Source organism: Streptomyces sp. NPDC048424 (genome assembly GCF_040651555.1).
In the GTDB taxonomy this organism is placed as follows: Bacteria; Actinomycetota; Actinomycetes; order Streptomycetales; family Streptomycetaceae; genus Streptomyces.
This window is the reverse complement of record NZ_JBEZKE010000008.1, coordinates 179,698-200,317: the sequence shown is the minus strand read 5'-3', so window position 1 is coordinate 200,317 and position 20,620 is coordinate 179,698. Positions and strand designations below refer to the sequence as shown.

At 71.8% G+C, this 20,620-nt stretch carries 19 protein-coding genes and 1 pseudogene; 10 read left to right on the top strand and 10 right to left on the bottom strand.

The genetic code is table 11. The features are described 5' to 3' along the window. Nucleotides 1-65 precede the first annotated feature (65 nt). From AB0D29_RS14535 to AB0D29_RS14525, 3 genes are all read left to right on the top strand, one after another. On the top strand, nt 66-3,380 hold the full coding sequence (locus AB0D29_RS14535; RefSeq protein ID WP_362854271.1) for an ALF repeat-containing protein: 3,315 nt from the start codon (nt 66-68) through the stop codon (nt 3,378-3,380). Nucleotides 3,381-3,484: 104 nt separating this feature from the next. Next, nucleotides 3,485-3,988: a hypothetical protein gene (locus AB0D29_RS14530; RefSeq protein ID WP_362854270.1), complete on the top strand. Its 504-nt coding sequence runs from the start codon at nt 3,485-3,487 to the stop codon at nt 3,986-3,988. A 112-nt stretch (nt 3,989-4,100) separates the two neighbouring features. Beyond that, nucleotides 4,101-5,633 (top strand): FG-GAP-like repeat-containing protein, encoded by a 1,533-nt coding sequence (locus AB0D29_RS14525; protein WP_362854269.1) that lies wholly within the window; start codon nt 4,101-4,103, stop codon nt 5,631-5,633. Nucleotides 5,634-5,861: 228 nt separating this feature from the next. Here AB0D29_RS14525 and AB0D29_RS14520 read toward each other — a convergent pair whose 3' ends face one another. Then, entirely contained in the window at nt 5,862-6,176 is a 315-nt protein-coding gene (locus AB0D29_RS14520; protein ID WP_362854267.1) for a hypothetical protein, read from the bottom strand. 588 nt (nt 6,177-6,764) lie between these two features. On the opposite strand from AB0D29_RS14520, the gene AB0D29_RS14515 reads away from it, so the two are divergent. Continuing rightward, a complete protein-coding gene (locus AB0D29_RS14515; protein WP_362854266.1) occupies nt 6,765-7,868 on the top strand; it encodes a hypothetical protein in 1,104 nt (367 codons plus the stop codon). Nucleotides 7,869-8,753: 885 nt separating this feature from the next. On the opposite strand, the gene AB0D29_RS14510 is transcribed toward AB0D29_RS14515, so the two are convergent. The 6 genes from AB0D29_RS14510 to AB0D29_RS14485 all read right to left on the bottom strand — a co-directional run bounded on the left by AB0D29_RS14510 (nt 8,754) and on the right by AB0D29_RS14485 (nt 13,718). Beyond that, on the bottom strand, nt 8,754-9,530 hold the full coding sequence (locus tag AB0D29_RS14510) for a class I SAM-dependent methyltransferase (RefSeq protein ID WP_362854264.1): 777 nt from the start codon (nt 9,528-9,530) through the stop codon (nt 8,754-8,756). A 111-nt stretch (nt 9,531-9,641) separates the two neighbouring features. Then, entirely contained in the window at nt 9,642-10,313 is a 672-nt protein-coding gene (locus AB0D29_RS14505) for a pyridoxal 5'-phosphate synthase (protein WP_362854262.1), read from the bottom strand. A 390-nt stretch (nt 10,314-10,703) separates the two neighbouring features. After that, entirely contained in the window at nt 10,704-11,540 is an 837-nt protein-coding gene (locus AB0D29_RS14500; protein ID WP_362854261.1) for an undecaprenyl-diphosphate phosphatase, read from the bottom strand. Beyond that, nucleotides 11,537-12,244 (bottom strand): phosphatase PAP2 family protein, encoded by a 708-nt coding sequence (locus AB0D29_RS14495; RefSeq protein WP_362854260.1) that lies wholly within the window; start codon nt 12,242-12,244, stop codon nt 11,537-11,539. The genes AB0D29_RS14500 and AB0D29_RS14495 overlap by 4 nt, the downstream gene beginning before the upstream one ends. A gap of 80 nt (nt 12,245-12,324) precedes the next feature. Beyond that, on the bottom strand, nt 12,325-12,894 hold the full coding sequence (locus AB0D29_RS14490) for a TetR family transcriptional regulator (protein ID WP_362854258.1): 570 nt from the start codon (nt 12,892-12,894) through the stop codon (nt 12,325-12,327). A gap of 155 nt (nt 12,895-13,049) precedes the next feature. Next, the gene (locus tag AB0D29_RS14485; RefSeq protein ID WP_362854257.1) at nt 13,050-13,718 is read right to left on the bottom strand and encodes a DedA family protein; all 669 of its coding nucleotides are present in this window, start codon (nt 13,716-13,718) and stop codon (nt 13,050-13,052) included. A 127-nt stretch (nt 13,719-13,845) separates the two neighbouring features. Between AB0D29_RS14485 and AB0D29_RS14480 the strand changes: the two genes are divergently transcribed. The 5 genes from AB0D29_RS14480 (at nt 13,846) to AB0D29_RS14460 (ending at nt 17,340) form a co-directional block, all read left to right on the top strand. Further along, nucleotides 13,846-14,229: a BlaI/MecI/CopY family transcriptional regulator gene (locus AB0D29_RS14480; RefSeq protein WP_362854255.1), complete on the top strand. Its 384-nt coding sequence runs from the start codon at nt 13,846-13,848 to the stop codon at nt 14,227-14,229. Continuing rightward, nucleotides 14,226-15,170 carry a M56 family metallopeptidase gene (locus AB0D29_RS14475; RefSeq protein ID WP_362854254.1) on the top strand — a complete coding sequence of 315 codons (945 nt, stop codon included), beginning with the start codon at nt 14,226-14,228 and terminating at the stop codon, nt 15,168-15,170. The genes AB0D29_RS14480 and AB0D29_RS14475 overlap by 4 nt, the downstream gene beginning before the upstream one ends. 178 nt (nt 15,171-15,348) lie before the next feature. After that, nucleotides 15,349-15,726 carry a BlaI/MecI/CopY family transcriptional regulator gene (locus tag AB0D29_RS14470; protein WP_362854410.1) on the top strand — a complete coding sequence of 126 codons (378 nt, stop codon included), beginning with the start codon at nt 15,349-15,351 and terminating at the stop codon, nt 15,724-15,726. After that, a complete protein-coding gene (locus AB0D29_RS14465) occupies nt 15,726-16,673 on the top strand; it encodes a M56 family metallopeptidase (protein ID WP_362854252.1) in 948 nt (315 codons plus the stop codon). The genes AB0D29_RS14470 and AB0D29_RS14465 overlap by 1 nt, the downstream gene beginning before the upstream one ends. Before the next feature lie 208 nt (nt 16,674-16,881). Beyond that, nucleotides 16,882-17,340: a MarR family winged helix-turn-helix transcriptional regulator gene (locus AB0D29_RS14460; protein ID WP_362854251.1), complete on the top strand. Its 459-nt coding sequence runs from the start codon at nt 16,882-16,884 to the stop codon at nt 17,338-17,340. A gap of 65 nt (nt 17,341-17,405) precedes the next feature. Here the strand turns inward: AB0D29_RS14460 and AB0D29_RS14455 are convergent. After that, nucleotides 17,406-17,798 (bottom strand): annotated as a pseudogene (locus tag AB0D29_RS14455) (IS5/IS1182 family transposase); the annotation flags it as partial. A 138-nt stretch (nt 17,799-17,936) separates the two neighbouring features. Here AB0D29_RS14455 and AB0D29_RS14450 point away from each other — a divergent pair. After that, a complete protein-coding gene (locus AB0D29_RS14450) occupies nt 17,937-18,461 on the top strand; it encodes a DUF1877 domain-containing protein (RefSeq protein ID WP_362854250.1) in 525 nt (174 codons plus the stop codon). Nucleotides 18,462-18,584: 123 nt separating this feature from the next. Here AB0D29_RS14450 and AB0D29_RS14445 read toward each other — a convergent pair whose 3' ends face one another. Beyond that, nucleotides 18,585-19,058: a nuclear transport factor 2 family protein gene (locus tag AB0D29_RS14445; RefSeq protein WP_362854248.1), complete on the bottom strand. Its 474-nt coding sequence runs from the start codon at nt 19,056-19,058 to the stop codon at nt 18,585-18,587. 181 nt (nt 19,059-19,239) lie between these two features. Next, nucleotides 19,240-20,406 (bottom strand): CopD family protein, encoded by a 1,167-nt coding sequence (locus AB0D29_RS14440; protein WP_362854246.1) that lies wholly within the window; start codon nt 20,404-20,406, stop codon nt 19,240-19,242. Nucleotides 20,407-20,620 lie beyond the last annotated feature (214 nt).

Genomic DNA, 20,620 nt, shown 5'->3' with positions numbered 1-20,620 from the left:
GACGTCACAGAGGTGTGCCCGTGACGCCACCGTCGCTGTGGAGCAGACGCCGGATACTCAGCACCATGGCCGGGGCCGCCGTCGTTCCGGCCATGGGGTCCGTCGTCACCTTGAGCGCCGGCCCGGCACGGGCCGCGGAGGGCGCCCCGGGCAACGGCCTGCCCGATACCGACCGGGGCAAGGCCGTACGGGCCTACCAGAGCGGCGGGCGGGCGGTCCGCGAGGCCGCTGCCGCCGCCCTCGTCGGCAGCCCGGCCGCAGTTTCCGCCTTCCTCACGGGCGAACTGCCCCCCGCGAAGGCGGACGACAACCGGTTCGGCGTACTCGCCGTCCTCCCCCTCGCGGACAAGTCGGTCCGCGAGAGCGCGAACGCGGCCCTGTCCGCCGGGGACGCGGCGATCGCCGCCTACCTGCGCGGCGGCTACGCGCAGTCGCTCGACACGGACACGCGGGCAGCGGTCTTCACCGTCATGGACAACAGCGGGACCGCCGTCAAGCGGGAAGCCGCCAAGGCGCTGGAGCTCGGCACTCCGGCCGCCCTGCGCACGTTCCTGCAGACGACGCAGCACACCGCGCAGCAGGAGGACGACCGGGCCGAGGTCTTCACGATCCTCACCACCGCTTCCCCCGAGGTCAAGAAGTACGCGGAGCGCGCCCTGAACGACGGGTCGCCCGAGGCGATCCGCCAGTTCCTCGTCTCCGGCCAGCACATCGCGAGGGCCCGTGACGAGGAAGCCGCGACGGTCGACCAACTGGTCAGGATCGTGGTGCGGGAGGGGCGACGGGCGAAGCTGCAGACCGAGCAGGCCGTGGCCGCCTCGAACCGGGCCAAGGACGCGGCGGAGAAGGCGAAGACCGCCGCGCTGAAGGCCGCCGACGAGGCGAGGGCGGCGCAGAACGACGTACGGAAGTCGGCCAAGGCGGCGAACAGCGCCGCGAGTGCCGCACGGGGCGCCGCGAGCGCCGCACACACGGCCATCTCCGCATCCCGTACCGCTCAGGCCGCCTCCAGCCGCGCCGCGCAGGCCGCGCAGGCCGCCGCCGGCGCCGCCGCCGCCGCGGGCCGCGCCGCCTCGCGGGCCTACGGCGCAGCCATCGCCGCCTCGAAGGACGCCGGCAAGGCCTCGGCCGCGCGCCAGGCCGCCCAGGGCGCACGGGACGCGGCCGGGCGGGCGCGCACCGCCGCCGCTGCCGCCGAGCAGGCCGGCGTCGCCTCGCAGCAGTCGTCCGCCGCCTGCGCCGCCGCCACGAGCGCGGCCCAGAACGCGGCGGCCGCGGCCAACGCCGCCGCCGACGCGGCCGCCTCCGCCGGCAGCGCGAAGTCTCAGGCGGCCGAGGCGCGGGCGGCAGCGGCCGAGGCCGATCGGGCCGCCGCACGCGCCTCCCGCGCCGCGACCATCTCGCAGACCCTGGCGAACCGAGCCTCCGCCGCCGCCCGTGTCGCACGCGACGCCGCGAACAGCGCCGCCGACCATGCGGAGAAGGCCGCGGCGGCGGCGGACGACGCCGCGGCGAACGCCGGCAAGGCGATCGACTACGCCAAGCGGTCCACCGCCTACGCGGAGGCCGCGCTGCAGGCCGCCAACACGGCAGCCGACGCGGTCAAGGAAGCGCAGGCCGTGGAGCGGGCGGCCCGGGACGCGGAGAGCGCCCGTATCGCCGAGGACACCACGATGGGAGTCGAGGAGGCCCGCCTCAGGACGCAGGCCGAGACCGAGGAAATCGCCCGGGCGGCCAGGGAGCGCACGCAGGCCGACAGGACCGCCACGGACATCAAGGACCTCGTCGCGGCCGCCTCCGAGGCGTTGCGCGGCGGTGACCTGGCCGCAGCCGTCACGGCCGGCCGGCAGGCCGCCGTACGGCTCCTCGACTCACCGGGCACGTGGACGCGCGACGCCGCGGAGTTCGCCCTCGCCGGTGGCGAACAGGACGTCGCCAACTGGATCGACAGCGACCGTCTCCTCGCCGAGCGGCAGGACGACCGGGAGACCGTGCTCGCCATGGCCGGGACGGCCGGCTCGGAGGTCGCCGCAGCCGCCCACCGGGCGCTGGCGAGCGACGACCCGAACGCGGCGCGCGACTTCCTCACCCACGGGGTCATCGAAGCCTCCGCCACGCGGAACCGCGTCATGGTGTTCGAGTTCCTGAACCAGAACCCGGGCGGCAACGTCAAGTCCAAGGCCGAGGCCGCCCTGGCCGACGGAAGCGCCGCAGCCCTGCACCGCTTCCTCACCGTCGAACTGGCGGACGCGGTGAAGGTCGACGACCAGGCCCAGGTGTTCACCCTCCTCTCGGCCGGCGGCCCCTACATGAAGTCGGCCGCGCAGATCGTCCTGGAGGGACCCGCCCGCATGCGGCGGAATTTCATCCTCCAGGACAGGTTCGACATCGCCCGCCTGGACCAGGACCACGCCACCCACGTCTGCGCGATCCGTGCCTCGATCGCGCACGCCGCGAAGGTGGCGGCGAAGGCCCTGGAGGACGCGGCGCTGGCCTGCAAGGCGGCGGCCGAGGCCCGGCAGGCCGCAGCCGACGCGAACAAGTGGGCCTTGAAGGCACAGGAGCATGCCGCGGACGCCGAGACCGCGGCGCGGGACGCGAAGACGAACGCGAATGCCGCTGACGCATCGGCTGCCGAAGCGGCCAAGTCGGCGGCGAGTGCCAAGCAGGCGGCCTCCGCGGCCCAGGTGGCCTCCCGTTCCGCGAACTATTCGATGCGGCAGGCCATGGCATCGGCGCGGCAGGCGGTCTCCTCGGCGTCGAGCGCCCAGGCGAGCGCCGGCCAGGCCCGTGACTCCGCCCTGCAGGCCGGCCAGGACGCGCGGGTGGCCGCCGACGCGGCCAGCGAGGCCCGCCGGACCGCCGACGTCAAGGCGAGGGCCGAGGCCATCGCCAAGGCGCGGCAGGCGGCCGAGGACGCGCGGCGGTACGAGGCGGACGGCACCCATCCCTCGCAGACCACCGCCAACGACACTCCTTGGTACGTGGAAAAGGAACTGTGGCCCTCGGACACCGGCAGCGACAAGGACTGGGCGAAGGTCACCAAACACTGGTCCACGCTCGCCGGCACGGCCTCGCTCGTCTCCATGGGGCTCGGCCTCATCCCCACCCCGGCCTCACCCTTCCTGTTGCAGGCCGGTCTCGTGCTCGGCGGTGTCTCCGTGGCCCTCAAGGGGGTGAGCGCCTATTTCACCGGCCAGGCGTACGGCTGGGACAGCAGCGAGTTCCACACGTCGCTCGGGATGTTCGTGCTCGGCGGCATGTTCCTCGGGAAGTCCGGCTATCTCGAGAGGACGGGCCTGGCCCACACGGTGGGCGGCAAGGTCGCGGACTTCACGGGTGAAGCCGTGACCACGGTCATCGGCTGGCTGGAGTGGTAGCCCTCCCCAGCCCATCGACCCACTCAGCCCCTCAACCCCCTCAGCGTTCACGGCCGCATCGACGGCCCGCAACCCTCCGCCCTCCGCATGACAGGAACAACGCAATGAAGCTCGTACGACGCGTCCTCGCGACCACCGCGGCAGCGGCGGCCTGCATCGCCCTCGCCGTCACCGCGACGCACGCCAGTGAGGCCCCCGCCCAGGACAAGGCCGCGGTGAGCGCCGACCTGCCGCCCTACGCGACAGAGGACTTCAGGTACCCGGACGCCACGAGGATCCAGACCGAACTCGGCATCACCCTCAAGCGCGGCGACGGGCACATCACCCTCGCCGACTGCGCCTCCGCCACGGGCCTGATGGAGGTGTACTCCCGGACCGCGGGCAAGATCTGCTTCCGCGCCACCGGGAAGACCGGCCACCTCAGCCTGGAGATACCCGCGGTCTACGGGATGAAGGGCGACGCCACCCACGAGGCCGATGTGACGCTGACCGCCGAGGGCAGCACGCAGAACGTGACCGTGGCCCCGAACGAGTGGAAGGGCGTCGGCCAGGCCGCCGACCCCGAACGCCGCGACCACGACCTCGTCGAGATCACCGTCTCCTCGTAGCCCTTCACCGACGGCCGGCGGGGGAGATCCCGCCGGAGCGTCGCATGCGACCACCCTTCCGTCCGCCGTGTCGCGCGGCCGGAACGCCCTGACTCGATTTTCGGAGAACGTCATGTCGAACGCACGTAGGCGCAGAGCTTGGATCGGCGGCTCCGCCGTCCTCGCCGCGGTGGCCGGAGGCCTGCTGGCCTCGCCTTCGCACGCCCTGCAGGGAACCGCGGCCGACGCGGCCACCCACGCCCACACCGCCAGCATCGTCATCGGCAACGCCGAGCGCGCTTGCACGGGCACCCTCGTGGCCCCCCAGTGGGTCCTGTCCGCCGCGAGCTGTTTCGCCGACGCGACCGGCGCCGTCCAGCCCGGCAAGCCCAAGACCGCCACCACGGTCACCGTCGGCAGGACGGACCTGACCCAGACCACCGCGGGAGCCACCCGCTCCGCGATCCGGCTCGTCCCGCACCCTGAGCGGGATCTCGTCATGGTGAAACTGGACACCGGCATCGCCAACCTGAAGCCGGCCGTCCTGGCCACCACTCCCGCCGGCGCCGACGAGGCCGTGCGGGCGGCCGGCTTCGGCCGGACCAAGACCACCTGGGTCCCCGACCGCCTGCACACCGCTGCCTTCACGGCCGTCGGCAACGGCTCCGCCGACCTCGCTCTGACCGCCTCCGGCGACGGGGTCATCTGCCAGGGTGACGCGGGCGGCCCCGTGCTGCGCGAGAAGAACGGCACCCAGGAGCTCCTCGCCGTCACCAGCCGTTCGTGGCAGGGCGGATGCCTCGGCACGCCGTCCACGGAGACCCGTACGGGGGCCGTCGCGACTCGCGTGGACGACGTGCGCTCCTGGGTCGCGAGCACGTCGTACGCCGTTCCGGGCGACCTGACCGGCGACAACAAGCCGGACCTCGTCGCGGTCGACGACACCGGCAAGCTGCGCCTGTACCCCGGTACGGGCACCGGCGGCCTCGGCGCGCACACGATCATCGGCAGCGGCGGCTGGTCGGGAGCCTCCGTGACGCACCGGGGCGACTGGAACGGCGACGCCATGGAGGACGTCGTCGCCCGCGTCGGCGGCGAGATCCGCGTCTACCCCAACCTCGGCAACGGCACCCTGGGCGCGCCGATCAAGATCGCCAGTGGTCTGCCCGCCACCGCCCAGGTCGTCAGCATCGGTGACACCAACCGCGACGGGAAGCCGGACCTGGTCGTCACGCACACCAACAAGCTCTTCCTGTACCCCGGTGTCGTCGGCACTGCCGCGGCCGTCGGCGCTCCCGTCGTCATCGGCAACGGCGGCTGGGACGTCATGGACCTGAGCGCTCTCGGCGACGCCAACAAGGACGGCCGCCCCGACCTGCTGGCCCGCGACACCCGTGACGGCATCCTCTACGCATACCTCGGCCAGCCGGACGGGAAGACCTTCAGCGACCTCAACGAGTTCGGCCGCGCCTACACCACCGCCAACCGGCCGCTCATCGCCGGCGCCGCGGACGCCAACCTCGACGGCACGGCCGACATGTGGGCCACCGCCGGCGACGGCACCCTCAAGTTCTACAAGGGCGGCACCGACATCCACGGCCCCATCGACGGCCCGAGCACCCAGGTCGGCAGCGGCGGCTGGGGCGCCATCAAGTCCATCAGCTGACCCGGCACCGGCCCCCGGCCCGGACCCCGACGTCACCTGCCCACCGGCCCCGGCAAGAACTCTCTTGCCGGGGCCGGCGGGCGCTGCGTCCCTGTGTCCGTCTTGCACCCCACACCGTGACGGGCGGCTGGTAGCCCAGAGGGGGGCATGCCCCAAGCAGGCCCTTCGGACCGGCGCGCTCTGCACACGGGGGCCCGGTGCCGCAGAGCAGCCCGGACGGGGCTGGGGCTACCAGCTCTGCCACGCCGGGGCGGGGTAGTGGCGTGCGTGCCGCTTGCGGGCTTCGAGCCCGAGGAACGTGGCTCCCGAGGTGACGGTCGCGAGGAACGACACCAACATGGCGAGCGGCAGCAGGACGTTGGCGGGTTCCCCCAGGCTCAGCCACAGCGCCGCCGTACCCATCGCCAGAGCCACCAGCAACGGAATCCTCGCGGTGAGCGACAGCTTGCCGCTCACCGCGACGAAGGCATACCCGACGAGGAGGCCCGGCGCGACGGCCGCCATCAGGCCCAGGAACAAGAAGACGAGCAAGGCGATGATCATGTCGTACCGACCTCCGGATCTCGTGGCCAACTCGTGCCGAAGGCAGACGGATGCACGTCCCCCTGGTCTGGCGGGCCTTTCCGCACGCCATGCTGTCAGATGTTCTGAACGCGTTCAACACGGCTCGTGGGCGGTGTCGACGAAGAGGCGGCCCTGTTCAACACCAGCCACCAGGTCACCATGAACTCGGACCAGGGGCGAGGGCCGTACGCATGGCGCCGAGTCCTGGGTCTTCACCGATAACGCCGCGCCGCTCGGCCGCCGCCCGTCGAGGGCGCGGAGGCGCTGGTAGCCGCGGCTCGCGGTCGCGTCGGAGGTGACGCCTCTCGGAGATCGTTCCTGAGAGGCTGGTTGCAGGTGCTCCCGGAAGCTCAGGTGGCGTCGCTCGCGACGGACGGCCGCCTCCGCGAGTCGAACGCTGAGTTGAAGGCGCGACAGCGTGTCGTGGTGAGTCCCTCCACGCGGTCCGTACGTCGGCCGCGTCCACCAACCGGGCTCGCATCCGGGCCCGTTGTCAGCGCGCCATGCGACGCTCAGCCTGGCCCAAGCGCTCGTGCAGCCGGCGCGCCTGTTGAGATGGGGGACGACATGAGTGACGCCACACGGACGTCCGAGCCTTCACCGGAGGACGCGCTGCGCTCTGCCCGGTTGCTTGCCCGCGCCGAGGCGGCCGTCATGGCGCTCTTCGCCACGCGGGTCTACGAACTGGGCTGGACGGTACGGAGCAAGCTGAGCGGCATGCTGGACCACGTGACGCTGTCGTGCGACGCGGGACATTCGACGCAGGTCACACCCGTGACCGCGCTGCACCCCAAGCTCGGCAGCACGATCGTCCGGGCAGAGACGGGGGGCGCGTTCCTCCTGCCGACGGGATTGACGAAGGTGGCGGCGTTCCCCAAGGCACTGGAGGAATGCGAGCACTGCGCGCGGAAGCGGTGGGAGGAAGCCGCCCGTGCGTCGTTCACTGCCTACGCCATCGAGACCGATCTTCGAATTCTGGCCGACGCCGCATCTCCTCACGGGTATCCGGCGAAAGAGGTTCGCTGCCTGCACGGGCATGAGTTCACCATCACCGCGATGAATCCACGAACCCCCGGGCGCATGCCGGGGTGTACCTACGGGTTCACAACGGGTTTCGACGGTGCCGGCGACCCCTGCGTTACGTGTCTCGGCATCACACAGACGCCCAAGCTCGTCGAGTTCAGGCGCCGCGCCCGCGAGCAGAACGTGATGATCCTGGACGTGATGTCGGACCGCATCGCCCAGACTGTGCGCCTGTGCTGCGTTGCCGGGCACCTGACCTCGGCGGCAATCAACACAGGGTTGAAGCGCGAGTTGCTGTGCGCCCGATGCGGCGGAGCGGGCGTTCGCCCCGAACCAACCGTGTACTACGTGGTGACCGACGGGGCCGTGGTGAAGCCCGGAATCTCCTCGGGTGACGGAAGAGGACGGCTCGATACGCACCGCAGCCAGCACGGTCTGGGGCAAATCCGCAGGCTCATAACCGACCTGCCCGTCGGCGCAGCTCGCGATGTCGAGCGGCACGTCCTGGACTGCTTGGCCGGCCAGGGCATCCGACCGACGATGGGCTGGGAGTATTTCGATGCCGCGCATATTGACCGGGTGCTGGAGCTGGCTGACGGGTGGTTCGCAGCGAACCTGCCGAACTTCCCGTGGACGGTGACCGCCTAGCCTCCCACTCGAGTATCGCCCCGGCGACCCGGAGCTCGGGTTCCTCAACCCGCGGCGAACAGTCCTCCCGGCGGGGATGCAAACAGCGCGGTTCGAGGATGTGGCCGCGGAGTACGGACACTTCGGTAACTACTGCCGTGCTCCTCATATTTCGACTGACGTTCGGCGACCGCCGGGGGAGCTTCTTCGCCGCGATGTCGCCCGAAATTCAGTGGTGCCGTACTCCCGTGGGCCGTTAGCGTGCTCCCGCCCGCAGTCGCCCCCGGCAAGGACGTGCCGATGTACACCAAGTGAGATCCCCGAGCGCTGAACCGTCGCGCGTCGCACCTGTGCGCCGTGCTCCCTTTCGCTGTGGTCTTCTCACTGGAACCGGTGCATCTCCATGTCCAGAACCTGGGTGGTCGTTCCCGCCTGCCTGCCGATCGTTCTCCGCCGTTGCCGCGGGTGCCCCTCCGGGCACTTCCGGGCGCACGGCACGTTCCGTGTCAACGCGCACCACAAGCTCCCCGACCTGGGCGTCTCGGGTCGAAGGGACCGGCCGGCCTGGCAGTCGCCGTACGGTCCGCCGTCGGGCCGGGCGCAGCGTGGCCGGTGGGCCCCCGTGCCGGGGGTGGCGGATCCTCGGTCCTCCTTGCCGCGCGAATACCTGTGCGGCCGGTGCGACTGATCGCCGAAGGGGCCGCTGAGTAGCCGGCTCCAGGGCGCGTCACCCTCCCGCTCAAGCGCTGAGTCCTTCGACCAGCCCGGGGCCCGTCCGGCAGCATCCGATCGGATCCGCCGGACGGGCCCTCAGGGGGAGTCCTCCTCCTTGTAGGAGTGCCGTTGTTCCTTCCGGGGGTCGGCAATGTCGCCATCGCGCCGTGTCTCTTTCTCGCGCTGCTCTGCTTACGGGGTCGCGCGCACGATGACGAGCGAACCCTCGTACGTGGGCCGGCGACGCAGGTGGCCGAACTCCGCGTCCCAGGCCCCCGATCCCAGGTCGCGGCGCAGGGACTCGTCGAAGCGTTCCCGGACCTGGTCGTCGACGAAGCTCCAGGCCGAGCACGCCTGGCGGGCGGCCGGGTCGAGCAGCATCTCGGGGCGGCCGTAGTAGGCCTCGTTGAACCCGTCGGTGCAGTGGAGCGGGATGGGCACGGTCTGCACGGCTCCGGTGCCGCCGAGGGCGGACGCCAGCTCCTCCACGCTCGGGTAGCGGCGGGCCTCGGTGTCCAGCACCTCGGGGGCGTACCGGTAGAGCCAGAAGTCGCGCACGAGGGCGGGGTCGCAGGTGAGGATGACCACGGGGCCGCGGGTGACGCGCCGCATCTCGCGCAGACCCGCCCGTACGTCGGACCACTGGTGCACGCTGAACAGCGTCATCGCCGCGTCGAACTCCCCGTCCGCGAACGGCAGTGCCTCGGCGACGGCGTCGATCGCGCCGGCGAGCCGTGCCGGCCGCTGGGCGCGCATCGACTCGGAGGGCTCGACGGCGGTCACCGTGCGCGCCGCGGTCTCGTACGACCCGGTGCCCGCCCCGACGTTGAGGACCGTACGGGCGTCGCCCAGGGCCTCGGCGATGAACCGGGCGATGTGCTCGTCCGGCCGGCGGTATGAGGCGTAGCCGCCGCCGATCGCGCCGTAGTCGACGTCACCGGCGCTGCCGTCCTGGGTACGTGTCGTCATGGGGTTACCTCGCCTTGTGAGCAGGGACGGTGGAGAGGGTGCCCGCACGCCCGCGGTTGTGCCGACCGGGCATGGGGGACGGTTGGGGGCGGATGGGGATGGGCTGGAGGCTCACGACCAGAGTCGGAACCGTTCCCAGCTCTTCGGGGTCCGCTCGTAGCGCAGCCTGGTGTGGACGCGGCTCTTCGCTGCCTGCCAGAACTCCACTTCCATCGGCGACAGGGTGTAGAGCGTCCAGGCGGAGTCGACGAGCGACGGTTCCTTCTCGACCGTCGCCAGCGCCTTCTCCAGGGCCTGGTCACGCTCGGCCGTGTCCGCCAGGTACTGGCTCTGGCGGGCCAGCAGGGCCTCGGCGCGGGCGGTCGCCGACCGGGCGCGGAAGTCTTCCGCGTTGTCCTGCGCGGAGCCGGGCGTCACCGGCCCGCGCAAGCGGACCTGACGGCCGTGCTCGGGCCAGTAGAAGGTGAGCGCGGCCCGCGGGTGCACGGCCAGCTGGTGCCCCTTGGGGCTGAAGCCGTGCCCGGCGAACTGCCAGCCGGCGCTGTCCACGCCCTTGAGGATCAGCACGCGTGCGTCGGGGTCGCCGGCCTCGTCGACCGTGGACAGGGTCATGGCGTGCGGATCGCGCAGCCCGTCCGCGACGGCGTCGGACAGCCAGGACAGGAACAGGCGTACCGGGTCCTCCGGGGCCTGCTCGGGCGCGAACTCGGGAAGCGGCCCTGCGAAGACCTCGATGCCCCGAAGCCAGCTGCGGAGCCTGTCGCCCTGCTCTCGGTCACTCACCTGCCGCCTCCTCCACCGGACACCTTCAGGTCTCATCCTGCATCTGCGGTGAATATTCGACAATCTCCTGGCAAATGCTTGTCAGAATCCCCAAAGTTCGCGGCGTATGCGCAGGAAGTATTGGACGTGGCGACAAGCTGTGCAGCGCCCGCCGTGCGGAGGTGCGACCGAGCGGAGGCGCGGCGGAGCAGTGCCGCCGCGCCCTCGTCCGGAGTCTGACACGCCCCAAGACCCGCAGTAACCCGGGGCGTGTGCGACCGGGGGTTCGCCTCGGCCGCACTGAACGTAGCACCGGGCGGTCGTCGCCCTTCAGCGGTCGATTCGCCAGAATGCGCGACTCGGGGCCCGTCGGACTTGGGTGTCAGTCCAACGGAACTCGGGGCCCGCGCTTCAGGCGTGCAGGACGCCGGTGCCCAGCAGGCCGAACAGGAGTACGCCGATGGCGATCCGGTAGATGACGAAGGCGTTGAAGGAGTGCTGGGCGACGTACTTCAGGAGCCAGGCGATCGAGGCGTAGGCGACGGCGAAGGACACGGCGGTGCCGACGACGAGCGGGAGGATGTCGACGCCGGCGCCCACGGCGTCCTTCAGCTCGTACAGGCCCGCACCGGTCAGGGCGGGGATGCCGAGGAAGAAGGACAGGCGGGTTGCGGCGACCCGCTCCAGGTCGAGGATGAGGCCGGTGGACATGGTGGCGCCGGAGCGGGAGAAGCCGGGGAAGAGCAGGGCGAGGATCTGGGAACTGCCCACCAGCATGGCGTCCTTGAGGTCGGTGTCGTCCTCACCGCGCTTGTGGCGGCCCATCTGGTCGGCCGCCCACATCAGGCCGCTGCCGACGATCAGGGATCCGGCGACCACCCACAGGGAGGCCAGCGGTCCCTCGATCAGCGGCTTCGCCGCGAGCCCCACGACCACGATCGGGATGGTGGCGTAGATGACCCACCAGGCGAACTTGTAGTCGTGGTGGTAGCGCTCCTCGCGGTTGGCCAGCCCGCGGCCCCAGGCGGAGACGATGCGCACGATGTCCTTGAAGAAGTAGACGAGGACGGCCGCGATCGCGCCGACCTGGATGACGGCGGTGAAGGCGACGACGGACTTGTCGTCGACGGGGATGCCCATCAGCCCTTCGGTGATCTTGAGGTGGCCGGTGGAGGAGACCGGCAGGAACTCCGTCACCCCTTCCACGATGCCCAGGACCACGGCCTGTCCCACACTGATCGCGCTCACGTGCCTTCGCTTTCGTTCGACGGGACGGCGCCGCTCTTTCGGCGCCGGAGGAGAACCAGGGACAATCCGAGCAGCCCGGCCCATGCGGAGACCAGCAGCCACCCCGCCAGGACGTCGGTGGGCCAATGCATGCCGAGGTAGACGCGGCTGAGGCCCACCGTCGCGGCCCAGAGGGCGGGCGCGACCAGGAGCAGCGGCCGGGCTCGGCCGCGCACCGTGCGGTGGACCCCTGCGGTGAGGAGGACCGCCACGGCCGCGGAGGTCGTGGTGTGCCCCGAGGGCATGGCGTATCCGCTCGCCGTCCACGCCCAGTCGTCGGAGGGCGGCCGGGGTCGGGCGAGCCATGACGCCAGGGCGATGCGCGGAAGTTGCACCGACAGCAGGGCCAGGGCTCCCGCCAGAGCCCCTGCCGGCGCCCCGTGCCACCCCCGATCGGTTCTGAAGGCCAGTGCCCCGGCGAACGCCGCGAGCAGGTAGGCGGGCACTCCGCTGCCCGTCACGGTGACGGCTGCTGCGACCGCCCAGCGCGGGCGGTGTTCCAACACCCAGCCGTGCACGGCGTCGTCCACCCCGAAGGGTGAGCCGTGCGCGACGCGGGTCGCCGCGAACAGTGCCGCCAGCAGCATCGAGCACACGAACACCGGTACGGCCGGCCACCACTGAACGCCGGCGGCGCGGGGAACGGCCGGGGGGAAACGGGACATGGGGCGGGCGTCCTGTCCGGACAGACCGCCACGGCGGCACGGTCGGATGGCATCGGGCACGGGAGGGGCGCTGCTTTCGGTCAGGGAGGGGTCAGTGCGCCCCACAGGAGCAGCGACACCAGCTCTTCGGTCGGCAGGGTCTCCGCAGGGCCGGTCGGGGTGTCGGCCAAGACCATCGACTGGAACAGCCGGGCGAGGTGCTCGGGGGGCATTCTGAGGCGTTCGCGTTCTGGTTCGAACAGGGCCGTCAACGCTGATCGGAGCGACGCGAGTTCCTGTTCGTGCCGGGCGCGGCGCCCGTCGGTGTCCTCCGGCTCGGGGCGCCGGTGCCGGCTTGCGGGCATGGCGTCGGCGAGCAGGAGGACGCGGGCCGCGTAGCCGCGGAGATGGACGGCGGCTGATGCCAGTCGGTGGGCGAGCGGCTGGTCCAGGTCGACCGCGGCTATGGCCGCTGCCGCTTCGTCCGCCCTGAGGGCCTCGGCCGCGCAGGCTTCGAGCAGGGCGGCTTGGTCGGGGAACGCGGTGAAGACCGCCGCTGCCGGGACCCCGGCAGCCCGCGCGACCATCGAGGTGGTGACCGAGGCGCCGTGCCTCACGACAAGCGGCAGCGCGGCGGCGAGGATCAGCGCGCGACCGGGGTGGTGGGTCATCTCCCGTCCAGAGGATTCAGGGACCGGTGTGGACCGGTGTGGACCGGTCGTGGATCGGTCGGTGGGCGTGGAGGCGGTGGGTGGAGGCGCTGGGGTCCGTGGGCGCCCGTGGGACCGCGGTGCGTTCACGGACGGCCCGTCCGGGGCGCGCAGGTTCAATGCGCGCTTCCGTTCGGGGCGCGGTGGCGCCGCCGACGGATCATTTCGACGGCCAGCGGGGTGACGGAGACGAGGGCGACGAGGGCCACGATCGGCAGGAGGTAGCGGTCCACGTCGGGCACGGAGGAGCCGAGTGCGTAGCCGGCGAGGACGAGGCCGACGGTCCACACCAGCCCGCCCACGACCTGCCAGAGCGTGAAGACGCGGGCGGGCACGTTCAGGGCGCCGGCCAGGGGGTTGAGCACGGTGCGTACGACCGGTACGAAGCGGGCCAGCACGATCGCCTTGGCGTGGCCGTACCGGTGGAGGAGTTCCTCGGCTCGCTCGGCCCCCTCGTGGAGCTTGCGGCTACGGCTCCGGCCGAGCAGTGTGCGGCCCCCGCGCCGCCCGATGAGGTAGCCCACTTGCGCTCCCAGGAGCGCGCCGATGACCGCGAAGGCCAGCACCTGGGGCAGCGAGAGGTGGACGGGGCGGTCCCCGCCCGGGACGCAGAGCAGGCCGGCGGTGAACAGGAGGGAGTCGCCGGGCAGGAAGAACCCGACCAGGAGTCCGGTCTCGGCGAAGAGGACGACGGCGATGCCGAGCGCGCCGAAGGTGGACAGCAGGGATCCGGCGTCGAGCAGGTTCACGGCCTGTGGCACTGCCGTGTGGGCGGATAGGGCCATGGTGGGGGGCTCCCCTGCTGGTGAGTGGATCGGGCGGCGAGTGGATCGGGCGGTGGCGGCATCATCGACTACAGTCCTGTAGACGGTCTACGTCACTGTAGACGATCGCGGTGATGAGGAGATTCTCATGGGGGATGCGCATGCGGAGCGGCGGCCCGCCGGTGAGCTGGGGGCGAGCGTCCTGGCGGTGCTGTGGGCGGCCGGAACCCCGCTGACACCCGGGCAGGTCCAGGAGGCGCTCGGCTCCTCCCACGCCCGGACCACGGTGACGACGGTCCTGTCCCGCCTCTACGAGAAGGGCGTGGTCGCCCGCACCCGGTCCGGCCGCGGGTTCGCCTACCAGCCGACCGAGGACGCGTCGGGGCTGACCGCACGCCGCATGCACGCGGAACTCGCCAGGACCGAGGACCGCGTGACCGTACTGAGCCGCTTCGTCTCCCAGCTCAGCAACGAGGACGAGGCCCTGCTGCGCGCCCTGCTGGAAGAGGACGGCACCGGGGGCGCCGCATGATGTGGTTGTCGCTGCTGCTCCTGCCGCTCCTGCTGCCCTTCCTGGCCGGCCCGGCGTGCCGCGCGCTGGTGACGAGCCTGCCGCCGCGGCAGGCGGTGCGGCTGCTGGCCGGTTCGGCCTCCGGGCTCGCCGCGGGCAGTACCGCGGCCCTCGCCCTGCTGGTCGTCCCCGGTGCCACGCACCTGCGGCCGGTGGCGGAGCTCGGCCACCTGCTCACCCCCCTCGCGTCCGGTTCGCCGGGCACGGTCATCGCGATCACCGTCGCGGCGGGCTCGCTGCTCGCCGCCCGCGGCGCCCTGCTGCTGCACGGTGCGTACCGGTGGTGGCGGCAGCTGAGGCAGGCGCGCGTGCTTGCCGCCGACAGCCGGAGCGAACTCGTGGTCCTGCAGGAGGAGCACCCCGACGCGTACGCGCTGCCGGGCCGACCCGGCCGCATCGTGATCACCTCGGGCATGCTGCGCGCCCTGTCCGCGGAGGAACGCGAGGTCCTGCTCGCCCATGAGCGAGCCCACCTGAAAGGCCGCCACCACCTCCTGGTGGCGATGGCCGAGCTGGCCGCCCACTGCCATCCGGGGCTGCGCGCCGTGCGCGAGCCCCTCCGTTACGCGCTGGAGCGCTGCGCCGACGAATCCGCCGCGCGGGCAGTGGGGGACCGCCGCCTCGCGGCCCGCGCCATCGCCCGGACCGCACTGGCTGCCCGTACCTCTCCCGACCGGTACCGGCCCGGCTTCGCACTGGCCGCCACGACGGGCCCGGTGCCCCGGCGGGTCGCGGCCCTGCTCGACGGGCCCGCCCGGGCCCGTGCCCGTAGGGCCCCGCACCGCCTGGCGGCCGTGACGCTGTTGGCCTGCCTGGTCGTGTCGGCCGGCGCGTCCCTCCAGGCCGCCGATGATCTGCACTCCGGCATCGAAATCGCACAGGGCGAGACGGGCGAGGAGTGAGCCGCGCGGTTCCTACGGCGCCGGCCTCGGCGGCGATCGGCGTCCGGCGTCCGGCGGCGGCCGAGCGGCGGGGCAGGCGCGCGGGGCTCGGCTGGTGCCCCCGTAGAGTGAGATGAGGCAAACCTATTTATCGATGACCGGGCGCATCAGCCCGGGGCGGCAGCAGGGCGGTAGCGGGATGGTGGAGGGCGGCGCGGACGCAAGGCGTCCGCACGGTGAACTCGTCGCGGACGTGCTGGCGGTTCTGTGGGCGGCCGATGGGCCGTTGACGCCGCAGCAGATCAACACCGCGCTCGGCCGGGACCTGGCCAGGACGACCGTGACGACGATCCTCACCCGCCTCTACGAGAAGGGGACGGTCGTGCGGACCCGCGTCGGCAGGGGCTTCGGCTACGCCGCGGCGGACGACGCCGCCGGGCTGGCGGCCGGACGCATGCACCGCGAGCTGGAACGGGAGCCCCAGCGGGACCTCGTGCTCAAGCGGTTCGTGTCCTCGCTGTCCGATGCCGACGAGGAAGCGCTGAGGCGCCTGCTCCTGGAGTCCGAGGAGGGCTGATGACCCTGGTCCTCGCCCTGGTCATGCTGACCCTGGTGCTTCCGTGGGGCGCGGCGCCGGCCACCCGCCGGCTGGCCGCGCTCCTGCCTCCGAGGGAAGCGTGCGCGGCACTGACCGGGGCCGCCGTGTTGCTGGCGGGTGGCACCGTTGCGGCGCTCATCGGTCTGTTCCACGTGCCCTTCCTCGCCTCCCTGGAACAGATCTCGCTGACGCGAGCGGCTTCCGAATGGCCGGCCGCCGTGCCGGTCGCCGCTGTCGCGGGTGCGGTGCTTCTCCTGCAGGCGGTGCTGGTGGTCCGCCGCTGGTGCGAGCGTCGCTCGGTGCTCGCGCGGGCCTGGGCGTCCACCCGCGACGCGGTGTCCGATGGCGATCTGCTGGTCGTGCCGGATGCCGAACCGCAGGCGTTCGCGCTGCCGGGGTGGCGCAAGCGCGGCGGCCGGGTCGTGGTGACGACGGGCATGCTCAAGACCCTGGGCCCGGCGGAGCGCGAAGTGCTGCTCGGTCACGAGCGGGCACACCTGACGGGCCGCCACCATGTGTGGTCCGTCGTCGCCTACCTGGCCGCCGCGGTCCATCCCGCGCTGCGGCCCCTGCGCCCGGCCCTGGACTTCCACCTCGAGCGGTGGGCGGACGAGTCGGCGGCCTCCTCGGTGGGCAACCGGAGGCTGGCGGCGACCGCCATCGCACGCGCGGCGCTGGCCGCCGCGTCCGCCGAGAAGACGGGCGGACGCCGTGGTCCCTTGCTGTCGGTGAGTACCGGTCCGGTTCCGCAGCGGGTCGAGGCCCTGTTGGGGCCGGTGCCGGTACGGCCGCAGGCCCGCAGGACGCGGGCGGCCGCAGCGGGGCTGGTGACGGCGGTGGCGGTGTCGGCCCTGCTGGGCCTGGGGCTGGCCTACGGACTGCACGAGTACGTGGAGTTCGCCTCGCGGGCCCTCCTGGCCGAATGAGCGCCCGAGTGACGACATTGACGTAGACCGAAGGGTCTGGGGAAAGTATGGTGAGCCTAGGCCTGCTTCACCTACCTCTCCAGGCCCGAGCGTTGCGTGGGCCCCGATCCGGGGCGCCTCGTACCCTGAGTGCAATGTGCCGTCGGCGTCAGTGGTCCGCGTGTCCCGGGGCGGAGGTGACCTTCCACTCCCAGTGATTGGACGCGACGTGTACGACAGGGGGAACGGGTTCTCGAATCCCTCCGAGCAGACCGTGCATCTCCTGGCGGCAGCGAACCGGGCCGTGGACGTGTTGGTGGCCGAGCGGCTGGGAGCGCGCGGCTTGGGCGCTTTCCACCGGTCGGTTCTCAGGACGCTGGCGGATCTGGGGCCGCATGCCAGGCACGATCTCGCCGCGCAGGTGGAGGCACCGGTGGCCGACGTCGCGCGCGCAGTCGGTGATCTGCTGGAGCAGGGGCTGGTACAGGAGATGGTCGTGAACATCGGCGGACGTCACGAGGTGGTGACGCTCACCCCGGCCGGAACCGCGGTGCTGGATGCGGCGCATGAGGACATGCGGTCGGTGCAGGACGTCCTGCTCGGCTGCCTCACCAAGGGCGAGCGCGCCCAGCTGCACTATCTCCTGCGGCGGGTGTGCGCGACGGCTGCCCGTGCCGGCGCGGTGTGAACGGCTCACGACGTGGTGCGCGATGGTACGCGCGGCGTCTTTCCCGGGCTTCCGGAGGCAGCGCCTCGCCGTTCGGGCCGACCTGCCTTCGGGCGTCGTACGCGCGCCTCGGCGCCGTTGAGCCGCATCTCAACGCCTTCGCGTCGGCGTAGGCGAAAGGGTGGGCCAGTGTGTGCAGGCGCAGTCCGGCCTTGCCGGGGACCGCGAAGCCGCGGCGGGCGAGCAGGGACGGCCCGGGTGATGGTGGAGCGGTCGACGCCGTAGAAGACGGCCAGAGCCGCATGCGGGAGTTGGAACCGCAGGACCATCGGGTTGGCGATCACCCGATCGGTGAAGACCAGTTGATGGCCAGGTCCGCCCTCGGCCCGCAGACGCTCACGACCTCGGCGTTCACGCAGCCACCGTACCGACGAGCGGGACGGATACGGGGCTGACGATCGACGCGTGTGAGCGGTCACGGATTTCCCCGGGCTTGGGGACCTGGGCGTCACGCAAATCCCCACCCCGGCGGTCGCGAGTCCCCATGGGGGTGGCGACCTGGGTGCCTCCAAGCCCGCAGCCCGAAATCCGGTGGACGCGGCAGGGATACTGCCGACATGGCCGTTACGCAGCAGCTCGCCCGCATCCCCGAGGGGTATCTCGCCGCATGCCGTCAGTCCGCCGCCGCGTCATCGGACCGCGATCCCCACTGGGATCCACCGGCGCATGACGTCCTGGACCTGGACTGGGCACCGGCGCTGCTGAAACGCGTCGGCGAGGTGGCCGGACTCGAAGAGGTCCATCTCGATGCCCTGCGCCGGGCCACCGACGGCGACACTGCTCTCGACCTGGGCTTCCTCGACACTCACCCCCACGCCATAGCCCCCTTCGGGGCTGCCCCCAGCGGCCTGGGCGTCTCTGAAGTGGCGCGCGTCTGCGAACTGCTCGGCCAGATCGACATGCCCGTCCTTCTCGCCGCCCTGCCGGCCGACGAGCGTGACGCCGAATCCTTGATCGGTCTGACGGGCGGCCCCATCACCGGCGGTCTGAGGCCGTACCTGCTGGCGCACTTCAACGCCTTGCGCGACTTCTACCTCGACGCAGCCGAGCGCCACCTGCTCGTCGTGCTCTGGTGGGACTGACCCGCGACCCACCAGGCGCCCCCGCCACGAGCACCTGGGGAATTGCGTGACCGTCCACAACGCGGCCACGCCCGGGTCATTCGAGCATGAGGGCGTCGGTGGCGAGCAGGGCTTTGCCGGCTCTTATGACCGGCCGGGCACGTCGAGGCGTTCCGTGGGACCGGCGAAGGAGAGGAAGAGAGTCCGCGTGGTGAGCAGCCACGTGTCGTCCACCTTGCGGAATGTGTCCTCGTAGTGCCCCACCTGAACCGGGGGCCGCGGCGGTACGAGGCCCTCGCTGTAGCCGTCGACACGGTACGTGGTGAAGTAGGTGGTGGCGGAGGCGGTGTCCGCAGAGGCCACGGTGACCAGGATGTTGGTGCATATGCGGCGTGACAGTCGGTCTGCGGGCCGTGTGCCGAAGTAGATGCGCAGGGCGTCGTGCCCCGCAATGCGGCGGTCGCCGGCGGGCCATTCCCAGGTGCCGTCCTGCGTGAAGAGGTCCGCCACCGAGCTCGGGTCCCCGAGGTCGAGCCGGTGGACGAATTCGACGACCAGTCGCTCGCATGCCCGCTCTGCGAGCAGGCGCTCCATCGGGTCAAGAGTTTCTGCATTCATGATCAACTCATATCAGGTCGCCTCCGGCTGAGGCAGCCTCACCTGAGCCGAGACCCGGCTCCGGGCTCGTGCGCAGGCGGAGATACAACGGTGAGGGCGGCCCCGCAACGGGGCCGCCCTCAGGTCGTTCCACGGTCCGGATCCCCGTCAGTGCGGGCCGGCTGTGAGATCGGATCGGGTGTCAGGCCGTGGTGGCAGCCGCGCGCCGGGCAAGGGCGTCCGACGCCTTGACGGTGATGTACAGCGAAGCCGCCAGGGTGAGGACGAGGAGTACACCCACGGTGAAGATGCTGCCGCTCGAGACGGCGGCCGGGCTGCCGGCCTCGGAACGGGCGGAGCCGCTGAGGAAGGGGACCACGGCCAGAACGGCGATCCCGAGGGCGACCTCGCCCCAGACCACCTTGGGGAAGTGCCGCAGGGTCAGGTGCAGGAGCGAGGAAGTGTCGTCGGCCTCACGGGCCTTGACGATGCGCGGCATCAACCAGAACTGGTTGACGGTGCCGGCCGCCATCATGCCGAGGACCAGGAGGATCTTGATGAGGACGAAGAGCCCGTAGGTCGTCGTCCAGAGCTGACTGATGGCGCCGACGTGCTTCCAGCTCAGCCACAGCCCGGAGGTGAGGACCGCACCGACGCTGACGAGGGCGACGAGGGAGAAGCGGCGCCAGACGTCCGCCCACAGCAGGCCCGCGTTGTCGCCGAGGCGGCTGCGGGAGGTGGCGAGTGCGGCGAGGAACGCGAGGCCGCCGACCCAGACCACACCGCTGATGATGTGGGTCTGGCCGAAGACGAGGTCCAGGACCTTGTCCGCGTCCTTCGGCTTGGTGGCCGGCACCGCCCCGATCAGCGTGACCGCGAGGCTCAGGGGCAGGGCGGTCAGCGCGAGGACGTCCAGCCGCTGACGCACCTTCGGGAGGAACAGCGCGATCAACGTGGCGGAGGCGATGACCAGGACGGCGTTCTGCGCCAGGTAGATCGTGCCCTGAGCGATCCACGCGCCCTTGGCCGCAGGAGCGAGAAGGAAGTCCCAGATTCGGCTGGGCGAGAGGGCGTCGCCGAACGGCATGCCCTTTCCGGCACGGGCCAGGCGGGCCGCGAGCTGGAAGTAGCCCGCGACGAGCAGAACAACTCCGGCCCAGGCCAGGTAGCCTGCCGTTCTTCGTCGTATGACCGCCACGTCGCCGCTATGACTCTCCGGGGCGCGCAGCGTGGGGCGTACTGATGCCGCGTAGGTGACGGTGGCTCCGATGGCCCCGGACAGGCCGACGAAGTAGCCGGCCTTGGTGAGGACGCGCCAGAGCGGAGGCGTGGTGTAGCCGGCCGCGGCGGCCAGATGTATGAGCTGCATAAGGGAAGGCTAACCTAAATCTCCACCCCTGCGTCTACATTCTTGTCGACGTGATGCAAGCTCTACCGCCCCCGGGTCCGTGTCGGTGCGCTGACCGGCACCTTTCCGAGGCGGCCGCTCGGTCGGCCTGTCCCCATGTCGACTTTGGTGACGGTTCGTCAGGTGTGTTGGCGTCTCGTCGCGCGGCGGGGTGGTGGCCCACCGCCCGGGGTTG